Origin of the sequence: Phyllobacterium sophorae, from assembly GCF_003010965.1 — a bacterium.
GTDB lineage: Bacteria > Pseudomonadota > Alphaproteobacteria > Rhizobiales > Rhizobiaceae > Phyllobacterium > Phyllobacterium sophorae.
In genome coordinates this window covers 340,320-365,179 of record NZ_PGGM01000004.1, presented here as the reverse complement: position 1 = coordinate 365,179, position 24,860 = coordinate 340,320, and the positions used below count along the sequence as shown (strand labels likewise).

Here is a 24,860-nt window from a genome sequence, read left to right as displayed (position 1 = left end):
CGCTTTCAATGCAGGGCGGCCTTTTGCTTTTGCAGACCAAACAAAGTAAGATCAAACTTACGCAAAACACGCAAAAGCCACAGACAATTCCGGTCAACAGCCGGATGGTGGCGCGGGGTGGAGCAGCTCCCCGTCCGGCCATAAGCCTCCTTCAGGCAAAAGGCCGGACAAACGGAAAAATCCGGGCTGCTGCGGCAACTTGGCCGTTCTTGGTGACGCGGGGTGGAGCAGCTCCCCGTCCGGCCATAAGCCTCCTTCAGGCAAAAGGCCGGACAAACGGAAAAATCCGGGCTGCTGCGGCAACTTGGCCGTTCTTGGTGACGCGGGGTGGAGCAGCCCGGTAGCTCGTCAGGCTCATAACCTGAAGGTCACAGGTTCAAATCCTGTCCCCGCAACCAAAATACAAAAAGCCCGGCTCGTCCGGGCTTTTGTATTTTGACCCGGTGGCCGGCCGAGCTGAACCGGCATCAGGGGCCCGCAAGGAGGCCCAGCCGACGCCGTGGGACAAAAACCAAATCCTGTCCCCGCAACCACATCAAGGTCATCAAAACCAGCTTCTCCAAGCAAAAACCCCGCACAAGCGGGGTTTTTGCCGTTTAAAGGCCAAGCTCAGTCAACCAAGCCACGCATGTCGCCACAATCTCTGCAACCGGCTTCGCCACATCCTGACGCAGAACAAGCAATTCGCCAATCGGTGATCAGCCGGTGATATCGACCACGCCGCAGTCTCCGAACTCAGTCCCGAAAACAAGACGATGTCCTGTCGTGTCCCAATTCATCGACGAAATGGCGCCTTTGCCAGGGCGGCGCAACAGCACTTCCTTCTGGTCGCCGAAACGACCAACCATGATCATGCCATCCGAATAGCCGATCGCCACGATCTCTTCAACGGGATGGCAGGCAACCGCAGTTACAAGACTGTCGCCGCGTGTGCCTAGCTCGAGGGGGGCTTTGCCCATGGGACCATCTTTCCCGGCAAAAGGCCAGATAATCGCTGCCGGCGCGCCTGATGTGGCGAGCCACTTACCCTTGACGCTCCAGGACCAACTCTTCACCTTGTTCGGATAACCGGTCATTCGCATATGACGATTGTCCTCGAGCCGCCACCCATGCAGAGCATTTTCCTGCATCGACGTGACGAGGAAACGATTGTCTGGTGAAAATATCACCGAGACATGGGCGCCTTTCCACTCGAGTTCCGTTGGGGCGCCATTCGTTGCTGGCCAATGCAAGGTCACGCCATTATAGCGCGCAACCGCCAGACGCAACCCTTTGGGCGCAAAGGCGACACCTTCGACGCTGCGTTCATGCGGAAACTCCCGCAGTGAACCCTCGGGTGAGCGCACCCAGGCCGATCGCCCCGACGCGAAGGCGAGCGTCCCGTTTGGTGCCGCGGCCAGCGCAGTCATCCATTTGCGGGGAAGCATGTTCAATTCTTGCGCCTCGCCGTTCAATCCGGTCGCACAAATGCGGCCATCTTCACCACCTGTAAGGAGAGACTTACCGTCGAAGGACAGTACCGCGCAAAGCAGACCATCATGGGCCTGTGTTGTCTTATGGCCGTTGTCGAGGCGGTGGATCGTACCGTCGGCCAGCGCAAAGAACGGAACATCCTGGACAAAACGCGCGTCAACGCAATGGCCGGAAAGATCAAGCGGGGCGATTGTGGGCATCAGGCAAGGCAGCTTTCGAGACCGGATTTCAATGCAGCGTGGTCGAGTTCCCGGCCAATGAAAACAAGCCGGCTCTCATGCCTCTCACCCTCTTTCCAGGCACGCTGATGGTCGCCCTCGATGATCATGTGGACGCCTTGGATCACATAGCGCTCATGATCATGCTTGAAAGCAAGGATGCCCTTCAGACGGAGAATATTCGGACCCTGTTCCTGTGTGATCTTCTGGATCCACGCAAAGAACTTGTCGGGATTGAGCTCGCCCGTCCTGAGTGAAACAGACTGCACCGTTACATCATGGATCGGGGATGCGTTATCACGGTGTTCATGGCCATGATCGTGATCGTGATGATGGTGGTGATGGCCGTGGTCATGATCGTGATCACAATCCGGACCGCAGGCATGATCCGGATGATCATGGTCAAGGAAGTGCGGATCGCTCTCCAGCGCGCGCTTCAGATCAAAAGCTCCGCGATCAAGGACGCGCGACAGCTCGATGCCAGCGCGTTCGGTGCGGTGAATTACGGCATGGGGATTGATGGCACGCACAGTTGCCTCGACGGCGGCGAGCTCTTCGGCCGAGACGAGATCGGTCTTGTTGACCAGAACAACATCGGCAAAGGCGATCTGATCTTCGGCTTCGCGGCTGTCCTTCAAGCGCAGTGGCAAATGCTTGGCGTCGACCAGGGCCACGACGGCATCCAAGGCGGTTTTGCTGCGGACATCGTCATCCATGAAGAAGGTCTGTGCCACCGGAACGGGATCGGCAAGGCCGGTGGTCTCGACGATGATGGCATCGAAACGGCCGGGGCGGCGCATCAGGCCCTCCACGACGCGAATCAGATCACCACGTACGGTGCAGCAAATGCAGCCATTGTTCATCTCGTAGATTTCTTCATCGGACTCGACAATCAGGTCATTGTCGATTCCGATTTCGCCGAACTCATTGACAATAACGGCATATCGTTTGCCATGATCTTCGCTGAGAATGCGGTTCAACAGGGTGGTTTTTCCGGAACCGAGATACCCAGTCAACACCGTCACGGGGATCTGAGGTGTTTGTGAAATCTCTGCCGCGGCAGTGGAAGTCGTCTGAGCTTCACTCATCGTGCGCCTCTTGGAATGGATTGACCCACGATATAGGTGATAAGATTACATATTGCCACACCTATGGCATTCAAATGCGTGAATGGCTGCTTCAATCCGATTGAGCATTATCGTTTGAAGATGGAGCAATCAAAGCGGTCGACGTCCTCGAGCAGTTCGATAATACCTCTCAAACTGTGCGCCATAATCTTTTCACCGGCCTCCGCCGTGGCCCGGGACGCATTCCCAGCCACGCCGTGTTTGTTGAGGTCGGACATTTTCCAGCCGAAGGCGTGGGGTCCATAAGCACGCAGGTGCTTGTAGGTCTGCGCATAATAACGCTGATTGGAATCGAAATTTCCAGCTTTTGCCATATCGACGAGCTCGGGACGCAATGCAAGCATCACAGAAGTTTCAATGAAGCCGCCATGGATATCCAATGCTTTCTCGTCCGGCGACATCAGATCATCCGGCAAACCAAATCGTGTCCAACTCGTTGCCACGGCAAGCATATTGAAACGAACGCGCAGCTCAGTGGCAACGATCGTCATAAGAGGTGCGTTGCCGCCATGGGCGTTCAGGATTACCAGTTTGGACAGGCCGCGTTGGACAAGGTTTTCGCCCACGCCGATCCAGCGGCGAACTGCTTCGTCAAAAGCAAGTGTCCGTGTGCCTGCCACATCCATATGTTCGATGGAGTAGCCAATCGGCTCAACCGCAAGAAATTCGATGGAAAGAGCGCTGGGAAGCGAGTTCCTCAGCCGATCAACCAGGCCAGCGGCGATGATCGTGTCAGTTTCCAACGGCAAATGCGGACCATGCTGTTCATGCGCGCCAAGGGGGAGAATAGCGATCGTTCTGATACAAGGTGTTGGCATGTCCGGCTCATCCATCTGGGTCAGTTGTGTTATCATACCCCTATGCTTGACAGGGGGATATGTGCCTCGGATAGCATTATTACAGGCATATTTTTGCCTCCATACCAATTCGTCGGCAAATTTCATCAGAATGTCATATAAGCATTGTAACGCGGACTTGCCGGGCAAGGAGAGCCGACGGTTTGGCCGCTGTAGTGAATCCGCCGCGCCAATCCGTGAATACTAGTCTGCGTACAAGAAGTTTGTCTGTTAATTGCTATCCACCAAAGAGACCTAGCCGTCTCATCATCAACCGGACACGCTACAAAGCGAGCAGGAGTTTGAATGGTCAAGGATCGTAAAACCCTCATTCTTCATAGGCTACAATCGACGGCGCGTCTGACCAGAACAGCTTTGGCGATGCGCTTGCTGGGGCATGGGTTCTATGCCGGACAAGATGCGGTGATGCTGCAGTTGGCGCACGAGGACGGTCTTTCTCCAAGCATTCTGGCCAAACGGCTTGGGGTTCGTCCACCGACGATCACCAAGACGATTTCGCGCCTGCAGACGCAGGGGTTTGTCAAGAAGGAAGGTTCGACAACTGATCAGCGTCAGGCCCATATTTTCCTTACCGAAACCGGGAACGAGGCAATCAAGGCAATTGAAAAATCCATTCGGAAAACCGAAAAGGATGCGATGAAGGGTTTTGACAAAAAAGAACGCAAAGCGTTCGTAAAAATGCTGTCGCGTCTTGAAGTCAACCTTTCGGCTGCGGAACAGTTGCGTCAGACGAGCCCTGATGATGCCCATGATGATGACGACGACAGCGATGACGAGTGATCGAACGTCAAAAGATATTTGCAATCTGCGATTACAAACTGCCTGAACTTGATATCATGCGGACGAATCTCGCCCGCCTGATTGGTCATTCAATTGCCTCTAACTTCCCGCTCTTCACAGGAACCTGCACCGCTCGCTGCGGTCCTTTACCTGCTGGCGGCGGGATTTTTGTTCTCCTGCCTCGATGCAAGTGCCAAATATCTTGTCGTTTCGGGAATTCCGACGGCCTTTATTTCCTGGATGCGGTTTATTGAACATACGCTTCTGGTGTTGATCTTTTTTCGGCCCTGGTCCAATCCCGGAATTTTCAAAGTCCGCAGCATTCCCCTGCAGTTCCTTCGCGGGCTCTGCTTGTTTGGCTCGACCTATTTCAACTTCCATGCACTGCAGACAATGCAGCTGGGTGAAACGATCACGATTACCTTTGCAGCGCCCATGGTAATCGCCGCGCTCGCCGGGCCGCTCCTTGGTGAGTGGGCGGGCTGGCGGCGCTGGGCCGCCATCATCGTCGCATTCATCGGCGTTCTGATCATTGCTCGCCCGGGATTCGGTTCGTTCAACCCGGGGTTACCCTATTCCATTGCCGCGATGCTCAGCTACTCTTTCTATGTGCTTCTCACACGGCGCATGGCAGCGACGGAATCTCCGGAGAGCCTCATTTTCTTTTCGGCCCTCGCTCCGGCCATTTTGACGTCACCGGCAATAATGCAGGCCGTCATCCCTGAATCGCCGTTTCAAATCGCGCTGTTGCTCATGCTTGGATTTTTCGGCGGGCTCGGCCACTATCTGATCATTCTGGCTTACAGGCGAGCAACGACAGCGGCATTGGCGCCGTATCCGTTCCTGCAAATCATCTGGATGCTGGCCTTCGGATATTTCATCTTTGACCAGTTCCCAGATATCTACACGCTTTGCGGTGCGGCGATCGTCATTGGCAGCGGTCTTTATATCGTGCACCGCGAACGGCAGTTGCGCACACATAACTGAAGTTCGGGGTCCTGGCCAAACGTTTGACCGCACCCATAACGAAAGAACTTTGATTTATCCGGCTGCAATGGCATAACGCCGGGTAAAGATTACGTAGCTTGTTGGACGATACTGCGGGAGGCGGTTTTTGGCGCAGAAGATCAAACTATCGACGATTGCCGACGCGCTTAAAGTGTCCACTGCAACCGTATCACTGGCATTGCGCGACAGCCCGCTTGTGGCTGACCAGACGCGCGAGAAGATCAAAGAACATGCCCGGGCGATTGGTTACATTTACAATCGGCGGGCTGCAAGTTTGCGCACCTCACGGTCAGGGATCGTCGGCGTCGTGGTGCATGACATCATGAACCCGTTCTTTGCCGAAATATTGCGAGCGATTGAGGGTGAGCTCGACCGCTCCGGTCAGACCTTCATTCTCTCCAACCATTATGATCAGTTGGACAAGCAGCGGACATTTATCGACACTGTGCTGCAATTGGGTGGAGATGGCGTGATCATGTCTCCGGCTATCGGCACGCCGGCCGAAGATATACGCATGGCCGAAGACAATGGACTGCCCGTTGTTCTGATTGCCCGTAGCGTCAAGGATGCGAATGTTCCTGTATTCCGCGGTGATGACGCTTATGGCATTGGCCTCGCCACGAACCATCTGATTTCGCTGGGCCACACCCGCATTGCTATGGTGGGCGGTACGGATCAAACCTCGACCGGCCGGGACCGTTATGAAGGCTATCTTCACGCAATGCAGAAGGCAGGCCTTGAGGTAAAGCCGGAATGGCGCATTCCCGGTCCCAGAACCAAGCAGGCGGGCTTTGATGCCGCGCCACAGTTTCTCGCCTTGAAGGATCACCCGACGGCTGCAGTCTGCTGGAATGACCTTGCAGCAATCGGCATGATGAACGGTATTGCACGAGCTGGATTGGTCGCCGGAGTTGATATTTCAGTTACCGGTTACGACGACCTCGAGGAGGCAGCAATTGCTACGCCAGCTTTAACCACCGTGTGGAACGGCCAGAGGGAAGTCGGCCAGCGCGCGGCACGGGCTCTGCTCGACCAGCTGAACGGTGCTGATACCCATGCTCGTCAGGAGTTGATCAAACCGGAATTGCGGATACGGCAATCCACGTCAAGGCCCAAGGAACGCTAGGCCTCAGCTCGGTCGGCGGGCTGCCATCCGCGCGTTTCACCGTTCGTTAACGCTGCACTACTAGGCTCCCAGGGTGTTGATACCGGGGGTGCATCATGAAATTGGCTAATTCGGCCTGGCTTGGCCTCGTGAGCGCAGCGGCAATTGTTGCCATGTTTCTGGATTTCGCGACATACACGTCCGATGAAGATCCAAGTATTGATATCGCTACAACAGCGTCCATTGCGACTGACGATGGAAAGAGCCTAGATATCCCGACATTCGTCATTCGTGGTCCGGGGGGAGGAGTGAAATGCATGGCATTCCCAAAGGAAAATGGCATGCCGGGGCATAACGCTCTCTCCGTCGACAGCAGCTGCGCCGGTCTCTATCCACCGTTGGCGAATGCCAGGACGTGGCACAATAACGAAGATGGAACCATCGATCTGTCCGACAATCTCGGCCGAACGATCGTGGAGTTCAGCCCCGGTGACGGGCTTGACTATATCAGCGTCGAGCCCCGCTCCGTAATCCTGTCGATGTCAACGGAAGGCGTGAGTCTCTTTTAATCATTCGGCGGCGTGAAGCCGCGCGCGGCTTGCCTTGTGGGCGCGTGCCGCATCGCCGAAAGCTGCGAAAATCTTGCGCGAAGGACTGTCGTTCTTCACCCAATATTCCGGATGCCATTGGACCCCGACCGCGAAACTGCGCGCGTTCTTGACCGAAACGGCTTCGATCGTGCCATCATCGGCCACTGCCTCGATATCCAATTGCGGCGCTGGTCTGTCGATAGCTTGCCGATGAACGGAGTTGACCTCTACGGAATCGCTTTGCATGACACTGGCGAGGCAAGAGCCCGGCTTGATTCGCACCGGATGGCGGATCGCGAATCGTTCGGCCTGCTGGTCAGACTGCGGAGCGCGATGGTCCATGCGCCCGTCCAGTTCTTGAATTTCGGTAGCCAATGTCCCTCCCAAAGCAACGTTGAGTTCCTGAATTCCACGACAAATCGCCAAAAGAGGGATTCCGCGCTCAATGGCACGCCGGATAAGCGGCAGCGATGTAGCATCCCTGGCGGGATCATAGGGCTCGTGAGCCTCAGTTGGTGCGGCGCCATAAAGCGACGGATGAACGTTGGATTTGGAGCCAGTAACCAGTACACCATCGACACCGTCGAGGATGGCATCGATGTCCAGCCCGTCGCCGAATGAAGGGACGATCAAAGGGATAACGCCAGCCGCGTCGTAGGCCGCTGCCAAATATTGGTCAGGGGTTGCGTGCCATGTGTAATTCTCGAAGGTGCGAACATCGGATGTTATGGCGACGAGAGGTTGCCGCATTGGGTTACTCCAGAAAAATGTTGCCTCATATGTAGTGCAATTCTACAGCGTTTCCAATGGTGACCATAGTGCGGGAATTTTGGCCAGTGCGATGGATATTATTGAAGTATTTCCTAGTAATTTCAAATGACTCCATGGCCACACCCCCATTGTCACTCCACGTGCTGGACTTGGATAAACGAGTGTGTATGGTGATCCCCGAGATCGGGAGACCAGGACACAATTGTCCGGTGATCTGGGCTGAAGAGTTGAGTTCAATCGTTTTTGGAGGAGAATTAATGGATCGTCGTTCGTTCATCACGAAGGCAGGATTTGCCGGAGTTGGGGCTGCTGCTGCAGCGACCACTTTAGCGGCTCCAGCCATCGCGCAGTCGTTGCCAAAGGTCACATGGCGTTGTGCGTCGTCATTTCCCAAGTCGCTTGATACGATTTACGGCGGCGCCGAAGTCTTGTCGAAATATTTGAAGGAAGCGACGGACGGCAACTTTACCATTCAGCCATTTGCGGCTGGTGAAATTGTGCCTGGCCTCCAGGCGGCGGATGCGACCGCAGCCGGTACGGTCGAGCTTTGTCATACGGTTGCCTATTATTACTGGGGTAAAGACCCCACGTGGGCCTTGGGCGCAGCAGTCCCTTTTGCGTTGAACGCACGTGGCATGAACGCCTGGCAGTACCATGGCGGCGGCATCGACCTCATGAACGAGTTCTTTAACAAGCAAGGCCTGCAAGCCTATCCAGGCGGTAACACGGGCGTGCAGATGGGTGGCTGGTTCCGCAAGGAAATCAAGACCGTCGATGATCTCAAGGGCCTCAAGATGCGTGTCGGCGGTTTTGCCGGCAAGGTCCTGGAAAAACTTGGCGTTGTCCCGCAGCAGATCGCTGGCGGCGACATCTATCCTTCGCTGGAAAAAGGCACGATCGATGCGGCGGAATGGGTAGGGCCTTACGACGACGAGAAGCTCGGTTTCCAGAAGGTTGCACCCTTTTACTACTATCCTGGCTGGTGGGAGGGTGGTCCGACGGTCAGCTTCATGGTCAATAAGGAGAAATGGGATTCGTTGCCGCCCGCCTATCAGTCACTGTTCCGCACCGCCGCGCAGGCAACGGACGCAGACATGCTGCAGAAGTATGACTCGCTGAATCCAGCGGCAATCAAACGACTGGTCGCTGGTGGTGCTCAGTTGCGTCCGTTCAGCCCCGAGATATTGAACGCCTGCTTCGAGGCGGCCAATGGTGTCTATGCTGAAATGGAAGCCAATAATCCGGCGTTCAAGAAAATCTGGGAATCCATCAAGGCCTTCCGCAATGAGCATTTCCTCTATGCTCAGGTGGCTGAGTACTCCTTCGACACCTTCATGATGATTCAACAGCGCAACGGCAAGCTGTAAGCTTCACAAAACCAATCAAAATAAACCCCGGTACCGCAAGGACCGGGGTTTTTTCTTGCTGCTTCGACCTTACATTTTCGGCGGCTGGCTGAGGTCGGGTGCTGCCGGTTGGGCAGGAGCGGGCGGGTTGGCCGGTGTTCCACCCAATGGCGGTGAACTCAATTCTCCACCTGGTCCACCAAGATCTCCGCCCAATCCACCACCGAGGCCGCCGCCCAGGTCGCCCGGTATTTCAATCTTCATGGTTGCAGGGTCAACAGTTGGGCCGCTGCCCTTGTAGTGCATAACCATCTGCGGGAACATGATCGTCAATGCCACCATCAGGATCTGGATGCCGACAAAGGGCACGGCGCCCCAGTAGATCTGGCCGGTTGTGATCGGTTGGATCTTCTTTCCCGTTATCTTGTCGAGATAAGGCACCTTGGCGGCAACGGAACGCAGATAGAACAATGCGAAACCGAATGGCGGATGCATGAAGCTCGTCTGCATGTTGATGCCAAGAAGAACGCCGAACCAGATCAGATCGATGCCGAGTTTGTCCGCGGCCGGAGCGAGCAATGGCACGATGATGAAGGCAAGTTCGAAGAAGTCGAGGAAGAACGCCAGGAAGAAGACGAGGAGGTTGACGACAATCAGAAATCCAACCTCGCCGCCTGGCAGCGATACAAGCAGATGCTCAACCCATACGTGACCGTTGACGCCATAGAACGTTAAGGAGAACACGCGGGCTCCAAGCAGAATGAACATCACGAATGATGATAGCCGCGTCGTGGATGCCAAGGCTTGGCTTATGACGCTGAAATTGAGACGGCCTTTTGATGCCGCCATGATCAATGCCCCGACCGCACCCATGGCACCGCCTTCGGTTGGCGTTGCGATGCCAAGGAAGATTGTACCAAGAACGAGGAAGATCAGCGCGAGCGGTGGTATGAGAACGATAATCACCTGTTGTGCAAGGCGCGACATCGTATTCAGTCCGAATGCACGGTCTGCAAGGGCGAAGGCATAGATAATGATAATACCGATGGTCGCGCCCCAAATATCGGCATTTGCTCCGGCAACCGGTGCCAGCAGAATGTGAGCCCCATAGGCAACAGCACCAGCAATCAGGAGTGCTATGATCAAGGAACTGACGCCGGACCCCAGCGTCCGTGCTTCAACCGGAAGTGCAGGCATTGAGTCCCGCTTCCAGAACGTCATGATCAAAATGTAGAGCATATAGAGGCCGGTGAGAACAAGGCCGGGCACGATTGCTCCGTGATACATATCGCCGACGGAACGGCCGAGCTGATCGGCGAGAACGATCAGTACGAGCGAGGGCGGAATGATCTGCGCCAGGGTCCCGGAAGCCGCTATAACGCCTGATGCAACGCGCCGGTCATAGCCGTACCGCATCATGATCGGCAATGATATCAAGCCCATGGCGATTACAGATGCAGCCACAACACCTGTGGTCGCTGCCAGCAGAGCACCGACGAAGATGACCGCATAGGCAAGACCGCCCCGGATCGGGCCGAAGAGTTGCCCGATGGTGTCGAGCAGATCCTCGGCCATACCGGAGCGTTCGAGAATGATTCCCATGAATGTGAAGAAGGGAATGGCGAGAAGTGTTTCATTGGCCATTTGGCCCCAGAAGCGCTCAGGAAGGGCGTAAAGCAATGGCCATGAGAGCGTGATGCTGCCATTCGAATAGGGAGCCAATTCGACGCCCACAAAAAAGAAAAGCAGACCGTTGGCGGCAAGCGCGAAGGCGACAGGGTAGCCGATCAGCATGAAAATGATTAGCGAAGCGAACATGATCGGTGCCATGTTCTGCGCAATAAACTCAATCATTACGCGCCTCCGCGATGGCAGCCACTTCCTGATCCGCAAGCTCTTCGAGGGACATTGGTGGATTGGGGTCGGGCATGTCCCCGCGCATCACAGCGATCTTCTTGATGATTTCTGAAACGCCCTGGATACCGAGAAGCAGAAAGCCAACGAGCAGGATCAACTTGGCGGGCCAGAGGATAAGACCGCCTGCGCTGGAGGAAACTTCGCCACTGTTGTAGGAGAGCCGGACATAAGGAATGAAATAGAAAATCATCAGGATGACGAACGGCATGAGGAAAAATATATGGCCTAGCAGATCAATCCAGTGCTGGACGCGCCGAGAGAACGCGCCATAGACAATATCGATGCGTATGTGTTCGTTCTGCAGCAAGGTATAGGCGGCGGCCAGCATGAAGGCCCCTCCGAACAGATACCATTGAAGTTCGAGCCAGGAGTTCGACGATACGTTGAACACCTTGCGAATGATTGCATTTCCAGCGCTGACGATGACCGCGAGAAAGATCAGCCACGCGACATGGCGTCCGATGAATTCGTTGATGCGATCGATTGTTTTTGACAGAGCGAGCAAAGCCGGCATTTAGTCCTCCCCATAGATTCTGACAGCCTGAGTATTGTGAGCGTCCCGCTTTTTTGATCGCGCGGTGTCAGCCTCTTTCAGCCTTGCCTATTAAAAACATGTCGAAGCACTGGTACCAGCCCAGCCTAAAACCATCAACAGAATTGATGGTGCCCATCCATCAAGCAAGAGACTCTTGGCCACGAAGGACCATAGGCAGTTGTCATGACCGCATGAGCAGTCTAACAGTGACAGAACATTCAGGCTTGATGCTCATCGGTATTCGACTAAATGACAGGTGATTCTTCTATTTCCGTTGCGGGAAAAACCATTGCGGTGACCGGAGGCTCGTCTGGTTTGGGCCTGAGAATGGTGCAGGTTCTCGCCGCACATGGCGCAAATGTCGTCTCGATTTCGCGTACACCTGCGCCTGCTCCCGAAACGGAGCTTCAGTCAAGCATCATGAATATCATTGCCGACGTTACCATCGCTGCGGATATCGAGCGCGCATTCGACGAGGCAGAGCGACGCTTCGGTACCGTTACGGTCGTATTTAACAATGCAGGAGTGGCCGCGGTAGAACGGGCGCTGACAATGACCCGAGAACAGTTGCGGCAAATACTCGAGGTAAACGTCGAAGGCGCTTTTTTTATTGCCCAAGAGGCGGCGAAACGAATGATCGCCAAGGGTGCCGGGGGATCAATCATTAATCTATCCAGCATCCTTGCAGACGCGCCGATCAAGGGATCAGCCGCCTATGCAATGTCAAAGGCAGCGGTTTCGCAGATGACCCGGTCGCTGGCGCTCGAATGGGCCTGTCACGGGATCCGGGTCAATGCGATCGCTCCGGGCTGGTTTCCAACGCGGCTCAACGAGACAATCATGGACGGGCCGGCCAAAGGGTTTCTGAAAGGAAAGAATCCGATGCGGCGGCTGGGAGAGCCGGAAGATATTGACGGTGCGGTGCTAATGCTTGCGTCGGATGCGAGCAGCTATATTACTGGCACTGTTATTACGATCGATGGCGGACACAGCCTACAGGGCTAGAACGGCTCCATATAGATAAAAACTTGCTCCAGGTCAGATCCTATACGCGCTCGGTCGCCTGCTGATTGATGCGTGTCGCGAGGACAAAGACCAGCAGCGAGAACACCGCCGCATCACGCCAGAGAACCGAGAAATAGCCACCCCATAGTGATTCGACCATCCCGACAATGGCTGCACCGAAGGCTGCATGCAGTGGTCGGGAAAATCCGCCAGCGGCCGTGATGAAAAGGATTTTCAAACCGAAGATCATGCCGGTGTTGAAGCTAACATTGCCATAGTAAAGTGCCGCGAGAAATCCCGCTAATGCGCAAACACCGTAGGCAGCCAAGATCGCTTGTGTCCTCACTTTTCCTGGGTCGATGCCGCACATCGCCGTTGCTACGGGTTCATCACTGACAGCGCGCCAGATGCGGCCAGCGGAAGTTTGCAGCATGATCATCTCTCCAGAAGCAATCACGGCCAAGGCTACGACAATGTTGACTACCTGCATTTGTGTCAGGCTGATGTCTATATCCGGCCCCAGCAATGGTACCGGCGAGGCGAGCATCGGCGGCAGCCAATAATCCCTTGTGTTGGCAGCAATCCGCGACAGTTCCATCAAGAAAATGCTAAGCCCAAGCGTAGCAACCAAGACGGTGTTGCGCGTTCCCGTGTCGAGCGGGGCGTAGATGAGTTTGGCTATGGCGTAGCCGCCAATAGAGACATAGACGATAGCAATCAGTGCCCCGAACGATAGCGCTGCAGGGAGCGTCATCCAGAGAACGGACCATCCGAACGCAGTCGCAAGGATGAAAGTCTGCCCGGAAAAAGCAAAGATGGCGCCTAGGGAAAGATCTGTACGATGCGTGACGCCATGGATCAGCACATAACCGTAGGCGAGCAGCGCGTAGAGCGCGGCATTGTGGATGCCGTTAAAAACGAGTTGAAGAAAATACGACATTTTGCGGCTCTCGAATCTGCCCCATTCTAACTTGCAAAACGGATTTTACCAGTTAGAATTTGGGTATGACGTTTGACTGGAATGCTCATCGATTCAGTGGAGGCGTGCTGGCCCTCGATCTCGCCAACACCGTAATTTTTCGCGAGACGCGGGAGCGCTCGCAGGACCGTCTTGCTGATCCGGCCGAAATGCCACGGTTTGCGACGGCTGCTGCAAATTTCAGGCGGGGAGAATGGGGTAACGTACAATTTAGTTCTCCGACATCGAGCGGCGAAATAACGGTGCTGATCGACGTTCGGGAGGCGATCAATGAGCTGTTCCGGACGGCCGTTCGTGGTGGCGGGCTTAGGCCAAAACCGTTGTCGGTGTTCCTGCGCCTTGGTTCCGAGCTCTTCGGTGACGAGCCGAGCGGTCAAAACCTGGCACTGCCGCGGCCTTGCGAACAGAGGCGCGAATTGCCTTTGGCCTCCGCAGCCTTCCTTTCCGGCGTGCGCCTGTTCGAACCGGCGAGACTCGAACGAATCAAGATATGTCCAAATTGTCATTGGCTGTATTTCGATGAAAGCCGTAATCGCAGCCGGCGTTGGTGTGACATGCGCGTGTGTGGCAATCGAGCGAAGGCGCAACGGCATTACAATCGAAATTCAAAACAGGCAGGAAACGATCATGTCTGAGGGAGTAGGGTCTTTTCGACGCATTGTCCTGTCGGCCGTTCTTGCCAGCGCCCTCGGTTTAGGTGCTTGCCGCGACGCGGGCGAGGGTGACTATGTGAATGTTTCCGGCAAGATTTTCGTTTTCAACTACCGGATCGCGCAGGCGACCTATCTCCTCACACTCGCAAAAATCAGGCCCTTGCCTGACGGGAGCATGTTGGAGACGACTTTTGAAAACCCGTCAGGTGGGGATCCGTTTATCGTTAGGCAGAAAATATGGCCCATGATGGACAAGATCACCGTCGAGAGCCCGCCGATCAAATGCGTCAAGGCTAACCGGGAATATAAGGTCAGTATGCGCCTCGAAGACGCTAGCGGGAAATTACTGCAGACAATTGAGCGGAAAATGATTTCCGATGTCGATCAGTCTGTAATGCCCGAAAAACCACTTGTTGTCGGCCCGTTCTACGATCCAAATCCCGATAAGAATTCCGAGGATGTCTTATCCACAGCCTGTCCATCGTCATAGAACCAGCGGCTTTTTCAGCGCTGTTGACGTAAAGCAAGCTCCTTTTAGGAATTGGTAATTCTGTTTTTCGATTCCTGATGTCTGGATTTTCCCCCTCCCAAAATTAAACGATTTAGATGGATGTCCACCCTATAACCCAACGGTGTTCGCCTTCGAACGTTTTCGTCGGCGTATCCCGGCACGGGTAAAGTTATTTGCGGGCGGCATGGATGACTATTGAACGCAATGAGAGCAGCTCGCTCGAACTCACATCTCTTCACACGCTATATGCGAATAAAACCGCTGTTTGGCGGACGTCTGTTGTCCAGATCATCGCGACCTTGATGATCTATATCAAGACCGGTCACCCGATCTACTCGGCCTTTGCGCTTGCGTTCTTTTTGACCATCCTGGCGAGGACGGCCAATGCCATCGCTTTCGAACAGACGGATTTATCGACTGCCACTGATGCAACCTTGAAGAAGTGGGAATGGCGCTATCTGTCCGGCGCGCTGACGACGTGCATCTTGCTCGGAATGCTATGCTTCGTGAGTATCTATGTTTTGGCTGATCCATCGGCAGCGATCACAAGTGTTGTTATCGCGGTCGCATCGATGGTTGCCCTGGTGACGCGAAATTATGTTTCGCCCATGGTCGTCGTTGGTATGTCGGTCGGAATTCTTGCGCCATTATTCGTCACGTTCATCTTGCTTGGCGGATTCTATAACTGGCTCCTCGCCTTGCTGATCGTACCGTATTTCTGGAGCAATATCGCCATCGCTTCGAATCTGCGCCGGGCACTCTTCGATGCACTGCTGGGCAAAAGGCAACTTGGTATTGTAGCCAATAATTTCGATGCGGCCCTCAACGGCATGCCTCAGGGCTTGTTGATGTTCGACAGCGGTCAGACCATTACGGTCGCAAACATGAGGGCGGCAAAGATGCTGGGGTTTGATCGTCCGGAAACGCTACAGGGGCGCTCCCTTGATGTGCTGCTGCGCTTGGCGCAATTGCGGGGGCACTTCAACGACGATACGCTGGCATCGCTGCGTGTAAAGATGCGGGATCTCCTGAACGGCTCAAAACAGCGCGACACGTTTGTTTCACCCGCGAACCGCCATTACGAATTTACTGCCACACCCGATCCGCAACACGGAACCGTTCTGGTTATTCAGGACGTCACGCGCCGCGCCGACGCGGAAGCCCAGATTAACAGGATGGCGCGGTACGACAGTTTGACGGGTCTTCCTAACCGCAGCCAATTCGCGGAGGTCGCCAGCGCTTACACGGGTACGGTTCAGCTTGGCGCACAGATTGCGCTGATGGTTGTCGACATCGATGGGTTAAAGCGAACGAATGACACGTTTGGACATCGTATCGGCGATGAGTTATTGCGCGCCTTCGCCGACCGCCTGGCTTCCGTGGACGCCAGCCAAGCTGTCATCTCGCGCTTTGGCAGCGACGAATTTGTGCTCCTGTTTGCTGCAACGTCACATGACGAAGCGCTGCTGCGCGTCGAGCGGGTGATGGCAACGATCTCAGGGCAGTACATTGTGTCTGGCCATGAGATACTGATCGGCGTCCATTCGGGTGTCGCGATCGCGGAGGCGACGAAACTAGATTTGGCAGCCATGCATATGAATGCCGATCTGGCGCTCGACGTTGCCAAAAAGGAAACTCAGAAGAAATGGGCGGTCTTTGTTGACACGATGGATCACTCGTTCCGGAGCAAGCAGCGGCTCAAGGGCGATTTGCGCAAAGCCATTGCCGATGGTGCCCTGTCGGTTGCCTACCAGCCAATCGTCAATGTTCGCACATTGCGCATGACTGCGTGTGAAGCGCTTTCCCGCTGGGACCATCCCGAATTCGGAGCAATATCGCCAGCGGAATTCATCCCCATGGCAGAAGAAATGGGACTAATTTCGGAGCTTACCCGAAGCGTCATTGAACGTGCCATCATGGACTGCAGCAAATGGGAATCCCGGATCGCTGTATCGGTAAATTTATCGTCGCATGATCTGCGGAACATGGACATGGTCAACATCATTCATTCCACATTGCGCCGGCATGATATCGAGCCGCATTTGCTTGAAGTGGAAGTAACGGAAGGTGCGATCATCACCGATCGCGAAACGACGGGCAGCGTTCTCGCAGAACTCAAAGACTACGGCATACAGGTCGCCATCGATGATTTCGGAACCGGTTACTCCAGTCTGAGCTATTTGAAGGACCTCCCGGTAACGAAGGTCAAGATCGACCGGTCCTTCATCGCAGACATCGTCAAGGAAGGCCGCTCGCTGAAACTTCTGCGCGGTATCGTCCAGATGTCCCATGAACTGGGCTTGTCTGTGACGATCGAAGGGCTTGAAACAAGCGAGCAATCCGAGCTTATCAACCAATGGATTGGTGCGGAATATGTCCAGGGATACCTTTATGGTGCGGCCATGTCTGCGGACGAGATCGCAAAGCTCCTTGACATTCCAATGGAGCAGAGATTGCTGGCCGCAAAAAACGATCTTGTTCCGCTACTGCATTGATCTTCTTTGACAGCTTGCAATAGTATCGGCGGCGGGTTGCTGTGGAAATTGCTGCTATTCCGGCTTCAGGAGGAAGGACGCCAACATGATTGCTCAAATCGCCATTGCTCCGCTCGTAGCGTTGATTGCGGGCATTGTTATCCTCATAGCTCCTCGACTGTTGAACTACGTGGTCGCGCTCTATCTGATCATCATCGGCGTCGTGGGGCTTTTTCCTAATCTGCTCAATTAGTTGGCCCAAATCTGCTCAATTCGTTGGTATTGAAGCAATCCTTGGTTTCGGAGAAACAGTCTATTTGATTTATATCGATTGAGTCTCCCATGAGCGACCATCTGCGCATTGCACTGATGCGGCGTTTTCGCTATTGCCATTACAACATCGACTATAAGAGGTTTTGAAGATGGCCGAACATCACGATACTTCGCCCGCGGAATTGGGCGCCCCCATGGATTACAAGGAACATGAGAGCACTTACAATCTGTTTCTTACGCTCTCAAAATGGGGCGTGATCTCTTGCTTGGCATTGGTGGCTGCAATGGCATTCGGCTTTTTCGCCGGCGGGTTCTTCTCGGCTACCGTTCTGTTTATTGTTATTTGTCTGGCTGCTTGGTTCCTTCTCTAGATCAGCCAAACCGGGTGGAATGCCCTATCAAAAGCCGTTCGTTCGAACCGGTCGCATCTCAGGGTTGCCAATCGTTATAAGCGGGAAAGGCGCGCTGGCTCCAGGGCCACTGTCTTTGTAGTGATAACTTGCTTGGGGGATGAAGAGCTTGGCTCAGACACTATTCATACCGAAAGAGATTGATGCCAACGAGCCGCGGGTTGGCGGTTCGGCGGAGACAGTCAAAAAACTTATCGGCCTTGGCTTTACCGTCATTGTGGAAACGGGTGCCGGTACGGCATCGCGTATTCCGGATCGTGAATTCGAAGCTGCCGGCGCAACTATTGGCAAAGCTGCGAATGTCAAGGACGCCGACGTTGTTCTGAAGGTGCGGCGTCCGAGTTCTGCCGAGCTGACTTCCTACAAGCGCGGGGCGATTATCATCGCCATGCTCGATCCCTATGGCAACGATGCTGCGGTCAAGGAACTGGCAGATGCCGGGGTGACCGCCTTCACGATGGAGTTCATGCCGCGCATCACTCGGGCGCAGGTCATGGACGTGCTTTCCAGCCAGGCCAATCTTGCAGGTTATCAGGCGGTCGTCGATGCGGCGGCAGAGTATGACCGGGCGCTGCCGATGATGATGACGGCGGCGGGCACGGTGCCCGCGGCCAAGGTGTTCATCATGGGTGTTGGCGTTGCCGGCCTGCAGGCTATCGCCACGGCACGCCGTCTCGGTGCCGTCGTTACCGCGACGGACGTGCGCCCCGCGGTTAAAGAGCAGGTCGCCTCGCTCGGTGCCAAGTTTCTTGCCGTTGAGGACGAGGAATTCAAGGCGGCGGAAACCGCTGGTGGTTATGCCAAGGAAATGTCGAAAGAATATCAGGCAAAGCAGGCAGCGCTGGTCAATGACCATATTGCCAAGCAGGATATCGTCATCACCACGGCGCTCATTCCGGGTCGTCCCGCGCCACGCTTGGTGACCCGCGAGATGGTTGCGCGCATGCGCCCGGGTTCGGTGCTCATCGATCTTGCGGTGGAGCGCGGCGGCAATGTCGAAGGCGCGGTCGCCGGCAAGGTCGTTGAGGTCGACGGCGTCAAGATCGTCGGGCACCTGAATGTTCCCGGCCGCATTGCCGCCACCGCATCGCAGCTTTATGCAAAGAATCTTGTGGCCTTCTTTGAGACGCTGGTCGACAAGGACAGCAAGAGCGTCAAAATCAACTTCGATGACGAGCTGGTCAAGGCAACCGTTTTGACCCATGGCGGCAAGGTGGTTCACCCGAATTTCGCCAGTACGGCAAGTGCGGCAGCACCGGCTCTGGCCGCGAAGACGGCTACCAAGAAGGCCGCCCCTGCCAAAGCGCCGGCCGCAAAGGATGCGCCCGTAAAGGCAGAGGCCAGCAAAGCGGCTCCCAAAAAATCCCCGACGCCGAAACCGGCTAAGGCGGCTGCCCCCAAGGCTGCATCCAAGAAGACTGAAGGAGACGCGTGATGGCTGATGCTACACTCGAAAAGGCGCTTGAGACGCTGAACCAGGCCACCGAGATGGTGCGCCGGGCGGCCGAGTCGATGCCGGATGCGGCTGGGGCCGCGGCCCACGCGGTCACCGGCGGCGCGGTCGATCCCTTCGTCTTCCGCCTGGCGATTTTCGTGCTGGCGATCTTCGTCGGCTATTATGTAGTCTGGTCGGTGACACCGGCTCTCCATACACCGCTTATGGCCGTCACCAACGCCATTTCCTCGGTGATCGTTGTCGGCGCACTGCTGGCGGTCGGTCTCTCGGCCAGCGGCGCGGCCACAGGATTTGGCTTCATTGCGCTCATTCTTGTCAGCGTCAATATCTTTGGCGGCTTCCTCGTCACCCACCGCATGCTCGCCATGTACAAGAAAAAAGAAAAGTGAGATTTGAATGATGAGCGTGAATTTCGCAACTTTTCTTTATCTTGTCTCCGGCGTCTTGTTCATTCTGGCGCTGCGCGGCCTGTCGCATCCGACCACCAGCCGTCAGGGCAATTTCTACGGCATGGCCGGCATGGGCATCTCGATCCTGACCACGCTGGCTCTGGCCGAACCGAGCCTGAAGGGTCTTGGCCTGATCGTCATCGGCCTTGCCATCGGCGGCAGCGCGGGAGCCTATATCGCCAAACGCATCGCTATGACGGCCATGCCGCAGCTGGTTGCCGCCTTCCACTCACTCGTCGGTTTTGCCGCTGTGATGGTTGCGGCCGCGGCCATCTATGCGCCGGCCTCCTTCGGCATCGGCGAAGTGGGCAGCATTCATGGCCAGGCGCTTGTTGAAATGTCGCTTGGCGTTGCCATCGGTGCCATCACCTTTACCGGCTCGATCATCGCCTTTTTGAAGCTCGACGGGCGCATGTCGGGCAAGCCGATCATGCTGCCCGGCCGCCACATCCTCAATGCCGCCCTGCTGGTTGCCATTGTCGTGCTGGTCGTGGCGCTGGTCCTGACCGAAAGCCATGCGGTATTCTGGCTCATCGTCATCCTGTCGCTGGTCCTCGGCGGGCTGATCATCGTGCCGATCGGTGGTGCCGACATGCCGGTGGTCGTCTCCATGCTGAACTCCTATTCCGGCTGGGCGGCAGCCGCGCTTGGCTTTACACTAGGCAACCTGGCGCTGATCATCACCGGCGCCCTGGTGGGCTCATCCGGTGCAATCCTCTCCTATATCATGTGCAAGGGCATGAACCGCTCGTTCATCTCGGTCATTCTCGGCGGTTTTGGCGGTGAGACCGCCGCGGCCGGCAGCGGCGAGGTCGAGCAGCGTCCGGTCAAGCAGGGCTCGGCCGACGATGCCGCCTTCATCATGAAGAATGCCTCCAAGGTCATCATCGTGCCGGGCTACGGTATGGCCGTGGCGCAAGCGCAGCACGCGTTGCGCGAGATGGCCGACAAGCTGAAAGCGGAAGGCGTCGAGATCAAATACGCCATCCATCCGGTGGCCGGACGCATGCCCGGGCACATGAACGTGCTTCTCGCCGAGGCCAACGTCCCCTACGACGAAGTGTTCGAGCTTGAAGACATTAACTCGGAATTCGCTCAGGCGGACGTTGCATTCGTCATCGGCGCAAATGACGTGACCAACCCGGCCGCCAAAACCGATCCGAAATCGCCGATCTTCGGCATGCCCATTCTCGATGTCGACAAGGCTGGCACTGTCCTCTTCATCAAGCGTGGCATGGGCTCGGGTTACGCCGGGGTCGAGAACGAACTGTTCTTCCGCGACAACACCATGATGCTCTTTGCCGACGCCAAAAAAATGGTCGAAAATATTGTCAAGGCACTCGATCACTAAGCGTAAATTGATGGCGATACTGAAAAAGCCCGCCAGAAGTGGCGGGCTTTTTATTCAAATCAGTTCTTGCATTTTCTGCTTGAGCGTTGTCTCAAAAGCCGCCAATCTGCCCGCAGTAATCTTCTCGGTATCATAAAACGACAGCATGGAAAATCTTGCCCCTGGCGCACAGGGGCCAATAATGGCTCGCGACAGGACACGGCGAACAGGCCGAAACATAATGAACCAATCAATCCACCAGGGCGATCCGAGCGTTGTTATGGCAAGGCAGGCTTGCAGCTGTGTAAGCTTTGGGACCATGCGTCCGAAATCTGGCGCGTGATGGTAGGCTATGCCGGGTACGAAGACCCGGTCGATCCAGCCCTTCAATATGGCGGGCAGTCCGAACCACCACGTGGGGAATATAAGGACAAGCACATCCGCGGTCTGAAGGCTTTCTGCGTCCTCGGCGACGGCACGGCAATCATACTCTGAAGCATAGTAGCTTTGCCGCTCGCTTGATGTAAGGCGCGGATCGAAATCCCGTTCGTAGAGGTCAACGATATGCAGATCGTGACCGGCCTCGGCGATCAAGGAAGCAGCGAGCTTTGTCAGATGTCCGCAAAGACTATTCTGAAGCGGATGGGCGAGCACAACGACAAAGCGCTTGCCCACGGTGCATCAAGAAGTTTTGCGTGTACGGGCGAGCCCATCGAGGGCCGGTTTGTATTTTGGATCAAGCTGTACGGCCTTGGCGTAGGATTTCGCCGCACGGGCTTTGTCGCCACGGTGCTCATAGATCAGCGCCTGGTTGGCCCAGCCTTCGGCAATCGTTCCGTCCAGCTTGATTGCTGTATTGAAGTCGTCGAAGGCATTGTCGTCATCGCCGAGAGCGACATAGGAGATGCCGCGGCCGTTATAGGGTTCAGCAGCATCCGGCTGCAGCGAGATGGCCGTCGAGAAATCCTCAATTGCCTGCTTGTGCTGATTACGCGCCTGATAGATCAGTCCGCGGTTGTGATAGGCGCGCGCATCAGTCGTGCTTAGCTGGATCGCCTGCTGGAAATCATTCAGGGCCTGATCCAATTGTCCGGACTGACGATAAAGGTTGCCGCGCCCGATATAGGCAGCATCGTACTGAGGATTGATCTGTATAGCCTTGCTGTAATCTGCCGCTGCCTGAGCTGTATTGCCCATATTGCGGTAAACAAGTGCCCGGTTGGCATAGGCCTGATAGAAATTGGGGTTCAACTGAAGCGCAGTGTTGAAATCCTTGATCGCATCATTGTTGCGGCCGGCACGGCCAAAAGCGGAACCGCGAACATTGTATGCTTCCGGGTCTTTCGGATTGTTGCGAATGACGTCGTTCAGCGAGCTTATGTTCTCGGTGGAGCCCTGTGCCTTGTCAATTCCAGTCATATCAGCTGTGGAGGTGCTCTGACATCCAGCGATTGCCAAGGTAAGGACCGAAGCAATTACCAAACCGGAAAAGCGCGCCGACTTGAAGGTTGATCGAGTTCCACGATACGAAGTCATTTCAACTGAATTGGTCATGCTTTATGTGTCCCGTACTACCAAGAGCTTTGCAAGCTCTATTGTTCCGATGGCACCAAACGAAAAAAGGGCGGTGTGGCACGTGCCACTCCACCCCGTATTCGGGTCAAGGCGTCGATAAAATGCTGATCAACGAGCCGCAGAAGCGCGGACCGGAGCCTTGCGTGCCGGCATTGGCAGAAGGCCTTCGCGCTGTGCCTGCTTGCGGGCAAGCTTACGGGCACGGCTGATTGCTTCTGCCTTCTGGCGGGCGCGCTTGATCGAAGGCTTTTCGTAATGATCATGCATCTTCATTTCGCGGAACATGCCTTCGCGCTGCATCTTCTTCTTGAGAACGCGGAGAGCCTGATCAACATTGTTTTCGCGTACGAGTACCTGCACGTTTTATCCTGTATAGCTTAGAATTTCGTTGAGCCCGGCTCGCCGTACCCAATCCTTATTGATGGGACAACAAACCAGACTTCGCGACGGTCATCCATCGCAAACTGCCGTGGGCATTATCAGAAAGTTGGTGGGATGTCCATGCTTTCGATGGGCAAATCGCCGGATATTCTCGCGGTCTGCGGGCAGCTTGTCCGGAATCTTAAATTAAGCGGCGTGGAGCGCCAATCTCCGTCGCAAAATGGCAAAAGACCTTTGGACGGATGCGATACTGATGCGTTAAAGCAAGCTTCCACGCCATAAAATCGATGTCGATTTCTGGACAGGGTCTTGTGAAAATCTCTGAACAATCGCTCTGCGAAGGCCAACTGGTTCGCAAAGGAATAGTTAATGCGGAAATATTCGGTGTTTGCTCTGGCCCGCGAAGCCCTGCGTGCTCACAAAGGCTGGGAGCAGCAATGGACATCACCAGAACCCAAATCGGAATATGATGTCATCATTGTCGGTGCAGGCGGGCATGGCCTGGCGACCGCTTATTACCTTGCCAAGGAACACGGCATCACCAATGTCGCGGTGCTCGAAAAGGGCTGGCTCGGGGGCGGCAATACCGGCCGCAATACGACTATCATCCGTTCCAACTACCTCTATGACGAATCCGCTGGCATCTACGAACATGCGGTGAAGCTCTGGGAGGGCTTGAGCCAGGATCTCAACTACAACGTGATGTATTCGGCGCGCGGCGTGATGATGCTCGCGCATAATATTCACGACGTTCAGGTGTTCAAGCGCCACATCCACGCCAACCGGCTGAACGGCATCGACAATGAGTGGCTCACGCCGGAACAGGTGAAGGAATTCTGCCCGCCGATCAATCTCTCGGCCGACGCCCGCTATCCGATCATCGGTGCGGCCCTGCAACGGCGCGGCGGTACCGCCCGGCACGACGCCGTGGCCTGGGGCTATGCCCGCGCAGCAGCCGATCGTGGCGTGCACATTATCCAGAATTGCGAAGTTACCGGCATTCGCCGTGCTGCCAATGGCGCGGTCATCGGTGTCGATACCAATCGCGGTCCGATCAATGCGAAGAAAGTCGGTGTCGTCGCCGCCGGCCATACATCGGTGATCATGAACATGGCCGGCGTACGCATGCCGCTCGAAAGCTATCCCCTGCAGGCGCTCGTCTCAGAACCGGTCAAGCCGCTGATTCCCTGCGTGATCATGTCCAATACCGTTCACGCCTATATTTCCCAGTCCGACAAGGGCGAAATGGTCATCGGAGCCGGAACGGACCAGTACACGTCCTACTCGCAAACGGGTGGCCTTCACATCATCAATCACACGCTCGATGCGATCTGCGAGATGTTCCCCGTACTGACGCGGTTGAAGATGCTCCGCTCCTGGGGCGGTATCGTCGACGTGACACCGGATCGCTCGCCCATCCTCGCAAAGACGCCAGTGCCTGGTCTCTATGTCAATTGCGGCTGGGGAACAGGCGGTTTCAAGGCGACGCCGGGGTCAGGCAATGTGTTTGCCCACACGATCGCCCGTGATGAGCCGCACCGGATCAACGCGCCGTTTACGATCGAGCGCTTTACCACCGGCCGCCTGATCGACGAAGCGGCCGCCGCTGCTGTCGCGCACTGAATTCAAGAAACGAG

Annotated in this window: 25 protein-coding genes and 1 tRNA gene; 16 read left to right on the top strand and 10 right to left on the bottom strand. The window is 55.6% G+C overall.

Annotated elements, in window-relative coordinates:
- Positions 1-321 precede the first annotated feature (321 nt).
- Positions 322-398 (top strand) — tRNA-Met (locus tag CU103_RS12600).
- A 300-nt stretch (positions 399-698) separates the two neighbouring features.
- Here CU103_RS12600 and CU103_RS12595 read toward each other — a convergent pair.
- The 3 genes from CU103_RS12595 to CU103_RS12585 form a co-directional block, all read right to left on the bottom strand.
- Positions 699-1,673 (bottom strand): WD40 repeat domain-containing protein, encoded by a 975-nt coding sequence (locus tag CU103_RS12595; RefSeq protein WP_106664255.1) that lies wholly within the window; start codon positions 1,671-1,673, stop codon positions 699-701.
- Positions 1,673-2,779: a CobW family GTP-binding protein gene (locus tag CU103_RS12590; RefSeq protein WP_106664254.1), complete on the bottom strand. Its 1,107-nt coding sequence runs from the start codon at positions 2,777-2,779 to the stop codon at positions 1,673-1,675. The genes CU103_RS12595 and CU103_RS12590 overlap by 1 nt, the downstream gene beginning before the upstream one ends.
- A gap of 107 nt (positions 2,780-2,886) precedes the next feature.
- The gene (locus CU103_RS12585) at positions 2,887-3,672 is read right to left on the bottom strand and encodes a creatininase family protein (protein WP_162707239.1); all 786 of its coding nucleotides are present in this window, start codon (positions 3,670-3,672) and stop codon (positions 2,887-2,889) included.
- Between the two features lie 288 nt (positions 3,673-3,960).
- On the opposite strand from CU103_RS12585, the gene CU103_RS12580 reads away from it, so the two are divergent.
- The 4 genes from CU103_RS12580 to CU103_RS12565 all read left to right on the top strand — a co-directional run bounded on the left by CU103_RS12580 (position 3,961) and on the right by CU103_RS12565 (position 7,137).
- Entirely contained in the window at positions 3,961-4,455 is a 495-nt protein-coding gene (locus CU103_RS12580) for a MarR family winged helix-turn-helix transcriptional regulator (RefSeq protein ID WP_106664252.1), read from the top strand.
- Positions 4,456-4,548: 93 nt separating this feature from the next.
- A complete protein-coding gene (locus CU103_RS12575; RefSeq protein WP_106664294.1) occupies positions 4,549-5,442 on the top strand; it encodes a DMT family transporter in 894 nt (297 codons plus the stop codon).
- Between the two features lie 127 nt (positions 5,443-5,569).
- A complete protein-coding gene (locus tag CU103_RS12570) occupies positions 5,570-6,589 on the top strand; it encodes a LacI family DNA-binding transcriptional regulator (RefSeq protein WP_106664251.1) in 1,020 nt (339 codons plus the stop codon).
- A 95-nt stretch (positions 6,590-6,684) separates the two neighbouring features.
- Positions 6,685-7,137, top strand: coding sequence for a hypothetical protein (locus CU103_RS12565; RefSeq protein WP_106664250.1), 453 nt, complete (start codon positions 6,685-6,687; stop codon positions 7,135-7,137).
- Here CU103_RS12565 and CU103_RS12560 read toward each other — a convergent pair whose 3' ends face one another.
- The gene (locus tag CU103_RS12560; protein WP_106664249.1) at positions 7,138-7,908 is read right to left on the bottom strand and encodes a gamma-glutamyl-gamma-aminobutyrate hydrolase family protein; all 771 of its coding nucleotides are present in this window, start codon (positions 7,906-7,908) and stop codon (positions 7,138-7,140) included.
- A 278-nt stretch (positions 7,909-8,186) separates the two neighbouring features.
- Here CU103_RS12560 and CU103_RS12555 point away from each other — a divergent pair, with 278 nt between their 5' ends.
- Positions 8,187-9,296, top strand: a complete 1,110-nt coding sequence (locus CU103_RS12555; RefSeq protein ID WP_106664248.1) for a TRAP transporter substrate-binding protein — start codon at positions 8,187-8,189, stop codon at positions 9,294-9,296.
- A gap of 69 nt (positions 9,297-9,365) precedes the next feature.
- Here the strand turns inward: CU103_RS12555 and CU103_RS12550 are convergent, their stop codons facing one another.
- Together CU103_RS12550 and CU103_RS12545 are read right to left on the bottom strand one after the other, a co-directional pair.
- Positions 9,366-11,129 carry a TRAP transporter large permease gene (locus tag CU103_RS12550; protein ID WP_106664247.1) on the bottom strand — a complete coding sequence of 588 codons (1,764 nt, stop codon included), beginning with the start codon at positions 11,127-11,129 and terminating at the stop codon, positions 9,366-9,368.
- Positions 11,122-11,706, bottom strand: coding sequence for a TRAP transporter small permease subunit (locus tag CU103_RS12545; RefSeq protein WP_106664246.1), 585 nt, complete (start codon positions 11,704-11,706; stop codon positions 11,122-11,124). The genes CU103_RS12550 and CU103_RS12545 overlap by 8 nt, the downstream gene beginning before the upstream one ends.
- A gap of 270 nt (positions 11,707-11,976) precedes the next feature.
- Here CU103_RS12545 and CU103_RS12540 point away from each other — a divergent pair, with 270 nt between their 5' ends.
- Positions 11,977-12,732, top strand: coding sequence for an SDR family NAD(P)-dependent oxidoreductase (locus tag CU103_RS12540; protein ID WP_106664245.1), 756 nt, complete (start codon positions 11,977-11,979; stop codon positions 12,730-12,732).
- Positions 12,733-12,772: 40 nt separating this feature from the next.
- Here the strand turns inward: CU103_RS12540 and CU103_RS12535 are convergent, their stop codons facing one another.
- Entirely contained in the window at positions 12,773-13,672 is a 900-nt protein-coding gene (locus tag CU103_RS12535; protein WP_106664244.1) for a branched-chain amino acid ABC transporter permease, read from the bottom strand.
- A 65-nt stretch (positions 13,673-13,737) separates the two neighbouring features.
- Between CU103_RS12535 and CU103_RS12530 the strand changes: the two genes are divergently transcribed.
- The 8 genes from CU103_RS12530 (at position 13,738) to CU103_RS12495 (ending at position 21,288) form a co-directional block, all read left to right on the top strand.
- Positions 13,738-14,346, top strand: a complete 609-nt coding sequence (locus CU103_RS12530) for a CGNR zinc finger domain-containing protein (protein WP_106664243.1) — start codon at positions 13,738-13,740, stop codon at positions 14,344-14,346.
- Positions 14,339-14,854 carry a hypothetical protein gene (locus CU103_RS12525; RefSeq protein WP_106664242.1) on the top strand — a complete coding sequence of 172 codons (516 nt, stop codon included), beginning with the start codon at positions 14,339-14,341 and terminating at the stop codon, positions 14,852-14,854. Before CU103_RS12530 ends, CU103_RS12525 begins: the two co-directional genes overlap by 8 nt.
- A gap of 209 nt (positions 14,855-15,063) precedes the next feature.
- Entirely contained in the window at positions 15,064-17,370 is a 2,307-nt protein-coding gene (locus CU103_RS12520) for a putative bifunctional diguanylate cyclase/phosphodiesterase (protein WP_106664241.1), read from the top strand.
- 85 nt (positions 17,371-17,455) lie between these two features.
- Positions 17,456-17,602 carry a DUF3096 domain-containing protein gene (locus CU103_RS12515; RefSeq protein ID WP_106664240.1) on the top strand — a complete coding sequence of 49 codons (147 nt, stop codon included), beginning with the start codon at positions 17,456-17,458 and terminating at the stop codon, positions 17,600-17,602.
- A 169-nt stretch (positions 17,603-17,771) separates the two neighbouring features.
- Positions 17,772-17,993: an aa3-type cytochrome c oxidase subunit IV gene (locus CU103_RS12510; protein WP_106664239.1), complete on the top strand. Its 222-nt coding sequence runs from the start codon at positions 17,772-17,774 to the stop codon at positions 17,991-17,993.
- Positions 17,994-18,141: 148 nt separating this feature from the next.
- Positions 18,142-19,467 carry a Re/Si-specific NAD(P)(+) transhydrogenase subunit alpha gene (locus tag CU103_RS12505; protein WP_106664293.1) on the top strand — a complete coding sequence of 442 codons (1,326 nt, stop codon included), beginning with the start codon at positions 18,142-18,144 and terminating at the stop codon, positions 19,465-19,467.
- Positions 19,467-19,877 carry an NAD(P) transhydrogenase subunit alpha part 2 gene (locus CU103_RS12500; RefSeq protein ID WP_106664238.1) on the top strand — a complete coding sequence of 137 codons (411 nt, stop codon included), beginning with the start codon at positions 19,467-19,469 and terminating at the stop codon, positions 19,875-19,877. Before CU103_RS12505 ends, CU103_RS12500 begins: the two co-directional genes overlap by 1 nt.
- A 10-nt stretch (positions 19,878-19,887) precedes the next feature.
- Positions 19,888-21,288 (top strand): NAD(P)(+) transhydrogenase (Re/Si-specific) subunit beta, encoded by a 1,401-nt coding sequence (locus tag CU103_RS12495; RefSeq protein ID WP_106664292.1) that lies wholly within the window; start codon positions 19,888-19,890, stop codon positions 21,286-21,288.
- Between the two features lie 54 nt (positions 21,289-21,342).
- Here CU103_RS12495 and CU103_RS12490 read toward each other — a convergent pair whose 3' ends face one another.
- The 3 genes from CU103_RS12490 to rpsU all read right to left on the bottom strand — a co-directional run bounded on the left by CU103_RS12490 (position 21,343) and on the right by rpsU (position 23,202).
- A complete protein-coding gene (locus tag CU103_RS12490) occupies positions 21,343-21,942 on the bottom strand; it encodes an NAD(P)H-dependent oxidoreductase (RefSeq protein ID WP_106664237.1) in 600 nt (199 codons plus the stop codon).
- A 6-nt stretch (positions 21,943-21,948) separates the two neighbouring features.
- The gene (locus CU103_RS12485; RefSeq protein ID WP_245448761.1) at positions 21,949-22,803 is read right to left on the bottom strand and encodes a tetratricopeptide repeat protein; all 855 of its coding nucleotides are present in this window, start codon (positions 22,801-22,803) and stop codon (positions 21,949-21,951) included.
- Positions 22,804-22,950: 147 nt separating this feature from the next.
- Positions 22,951-23,202 (bottom strand): 30S ribosomal protein S21, encoded by a 252-nt coding sequence (gene rpsU, locus CU103_RS12480; protein WP_099997993.1) that lies wholly within the window; start codon positions 23,200-23,202, stop codon positions 22,951-22,953.
- Between the two features lie 390 nt (positions 23,203-23,592).
- On the opposite strand from rpsU, the gene CU103_RS12475 reads away from it, so the two are divergent.
- Entirely contained in the window at positions 23,593-24,846 is a 1,254-nt protein-coding gene (locus tag CU103_RS12475; protein WP_106664235.1) for a sarcosine oxidase subunit beta, read from the top strand.
- Positions 24,847-24,860: the final 14 nt, after the last annotated feature.

What these genes read in the sequence shown, in the direction of transcription:
- CU103_RS12510 (WP_106664239.1), top strand. Translation starts at nt 17,772, where the DNA reads ATGGCCGAACATCACGATACTTCGCCCGCGGAATTGGGCGCCCCCATG.
- CU103_RS12585 (WP_162707239.1), bottom strand. Translation starts at nt 3,672, where the DNA reads ATGATAACACAACTGACCCAGATGGATGAGCCGGACATGCCAACACCT.
- CU103_RS12520 (WP_106664241.1), top strand. Translation starts at nt 15,064, where the DNA reads ATGACTATTGAACGCAATGAGAGCAGCTCGCTCGAACTCACATCTCTT.
- CU103_RS12560 (WP_106664249.1), bottom strand. Translation starts at nt 7,908, where the DNA reads ATGCGGCAACCTCTCGTCGCCATAACATCCGATGTTCGCACCTTCGAG.
- CU103_RS12525 (WP_106664242.1), top strand. Translation starts at nt 14,339, where the DNA reads ATGTCTGAGGGAGTAGGGTCTTTTCGACGCATTGTCCTGTCGGCCGTT.
- CU103_RS12545 (WP_106664246.1), bottom strand. Translation starts at nt 11,706, where the DNA reads ATGCCGGCTTTGCTCGCTCTGTCAAAAACAATCGATCGCATCAACGAA.
- CU103_RS12540 (WP_106664245.1), top strand. Translation starts at nt 11,977, where the DNA reads ATGACAGGTGATTCTTCTATTTCCGTTGCGGGAAAAACCATTGCGGTG.
- CU103_RS12530 (WP_106664243.1), top strand. Translation starts at nt 13,738, where the DNA reads ATGACGTTTGACTGGAATGCTCATCGATTCAGTGGAGGCGTGCTGGCC.
- CU103_RS12590 (WP_106664254.1), bottom strand. Translation starts at nt 2,779, where the DNA reads ATGAGTGAAGCTCAGACGACTTCCACTGCCGCGGCAGAGATTTCACAA.
- CU103_RS12595 (WP_106664255.1), bottom strand. Translation starts at nt 1,673, where the DNA reads ATGCCCACAATCGCCCCGCTTGATCTTTCCGGCCATTGCGTTGACGCG.
- CU103_RS12555 (WP_106664248.1), top strand. Translation starts at nt 8,187, where the DNA reads ATGGATCGTCGTTCGTTCATCACGAAGGCAGGATTTGCCGGAGTTGGG.
- CU103_RS12475 (WP_106664235.1), top strand. Translation starts at nt 23,593, where the DNA reads ATGCGGAAATATTCGGTGTTTGCTCTGGCCCGCGAAGCCCTGCGTGCT.
- CU103_RS12535 (WP_106664244.1), bottom strand. Translation starts at nt 13,672, where the DNA reads ATGTCGTATTTTCTTCAACTCGTTTTTAACGGCATCCACAATGCCGCG.
- CU103_RS12550 (WP_106664247.1), bottom strand. Translation starts at nt 11,129, where the DNA reads ATGATTGAGTTTATTGCGCAGAACATGGCACCGATCATGTTCGCTTCG.
- CU103_RS12500 (WP_106664238.1), top strand. Translation starts at nt 19,467, where the DNA reads ATGGCTGATGCTACACTCGAAAAGGCGCTTGAGACGCTGAACCAGGCC.
- CU103_RS12485 (WP_245448761.1), bottom strand. Translation starts at nt 22,803, where the DNA reads ATGACTTCGTATCGTGGAACTCGATCAACCTTCAAGTCGGCGCGCTTT.
- CU103_RS12580 (WP_106664252.1), top strand. Translation starts at nt 3,961, where the DNA reads ATGGTCAAGGATCGTAAAACCCTCATTCTTCATAGGCTACAATCGACG.
- CU103_RS12565 (WP_106664250.1), top strand. Translation starts at nt 6,685, where the DNA reads ATGAAATTGGCTAATTCGGCCTGGCTTGGCCTCGTGAGCGCAGCGGCA.
- CU103_RS12515 (WP_106664240.1), top strand. Translation starts at nt 17,456, where the DNA reads ATGATTGCTCAAATCGCCATTGCTCCGCTCGTAGCGTTGATTGCGGGC.
- CU103_RS12495 (WP_106664292.1), top strand. Translation starts at nt 19,888, where the DNA reads ATGAGCGTGAATTTCGCAACTTTTCTTTATCTTGTCTCCGGCGTCTTG.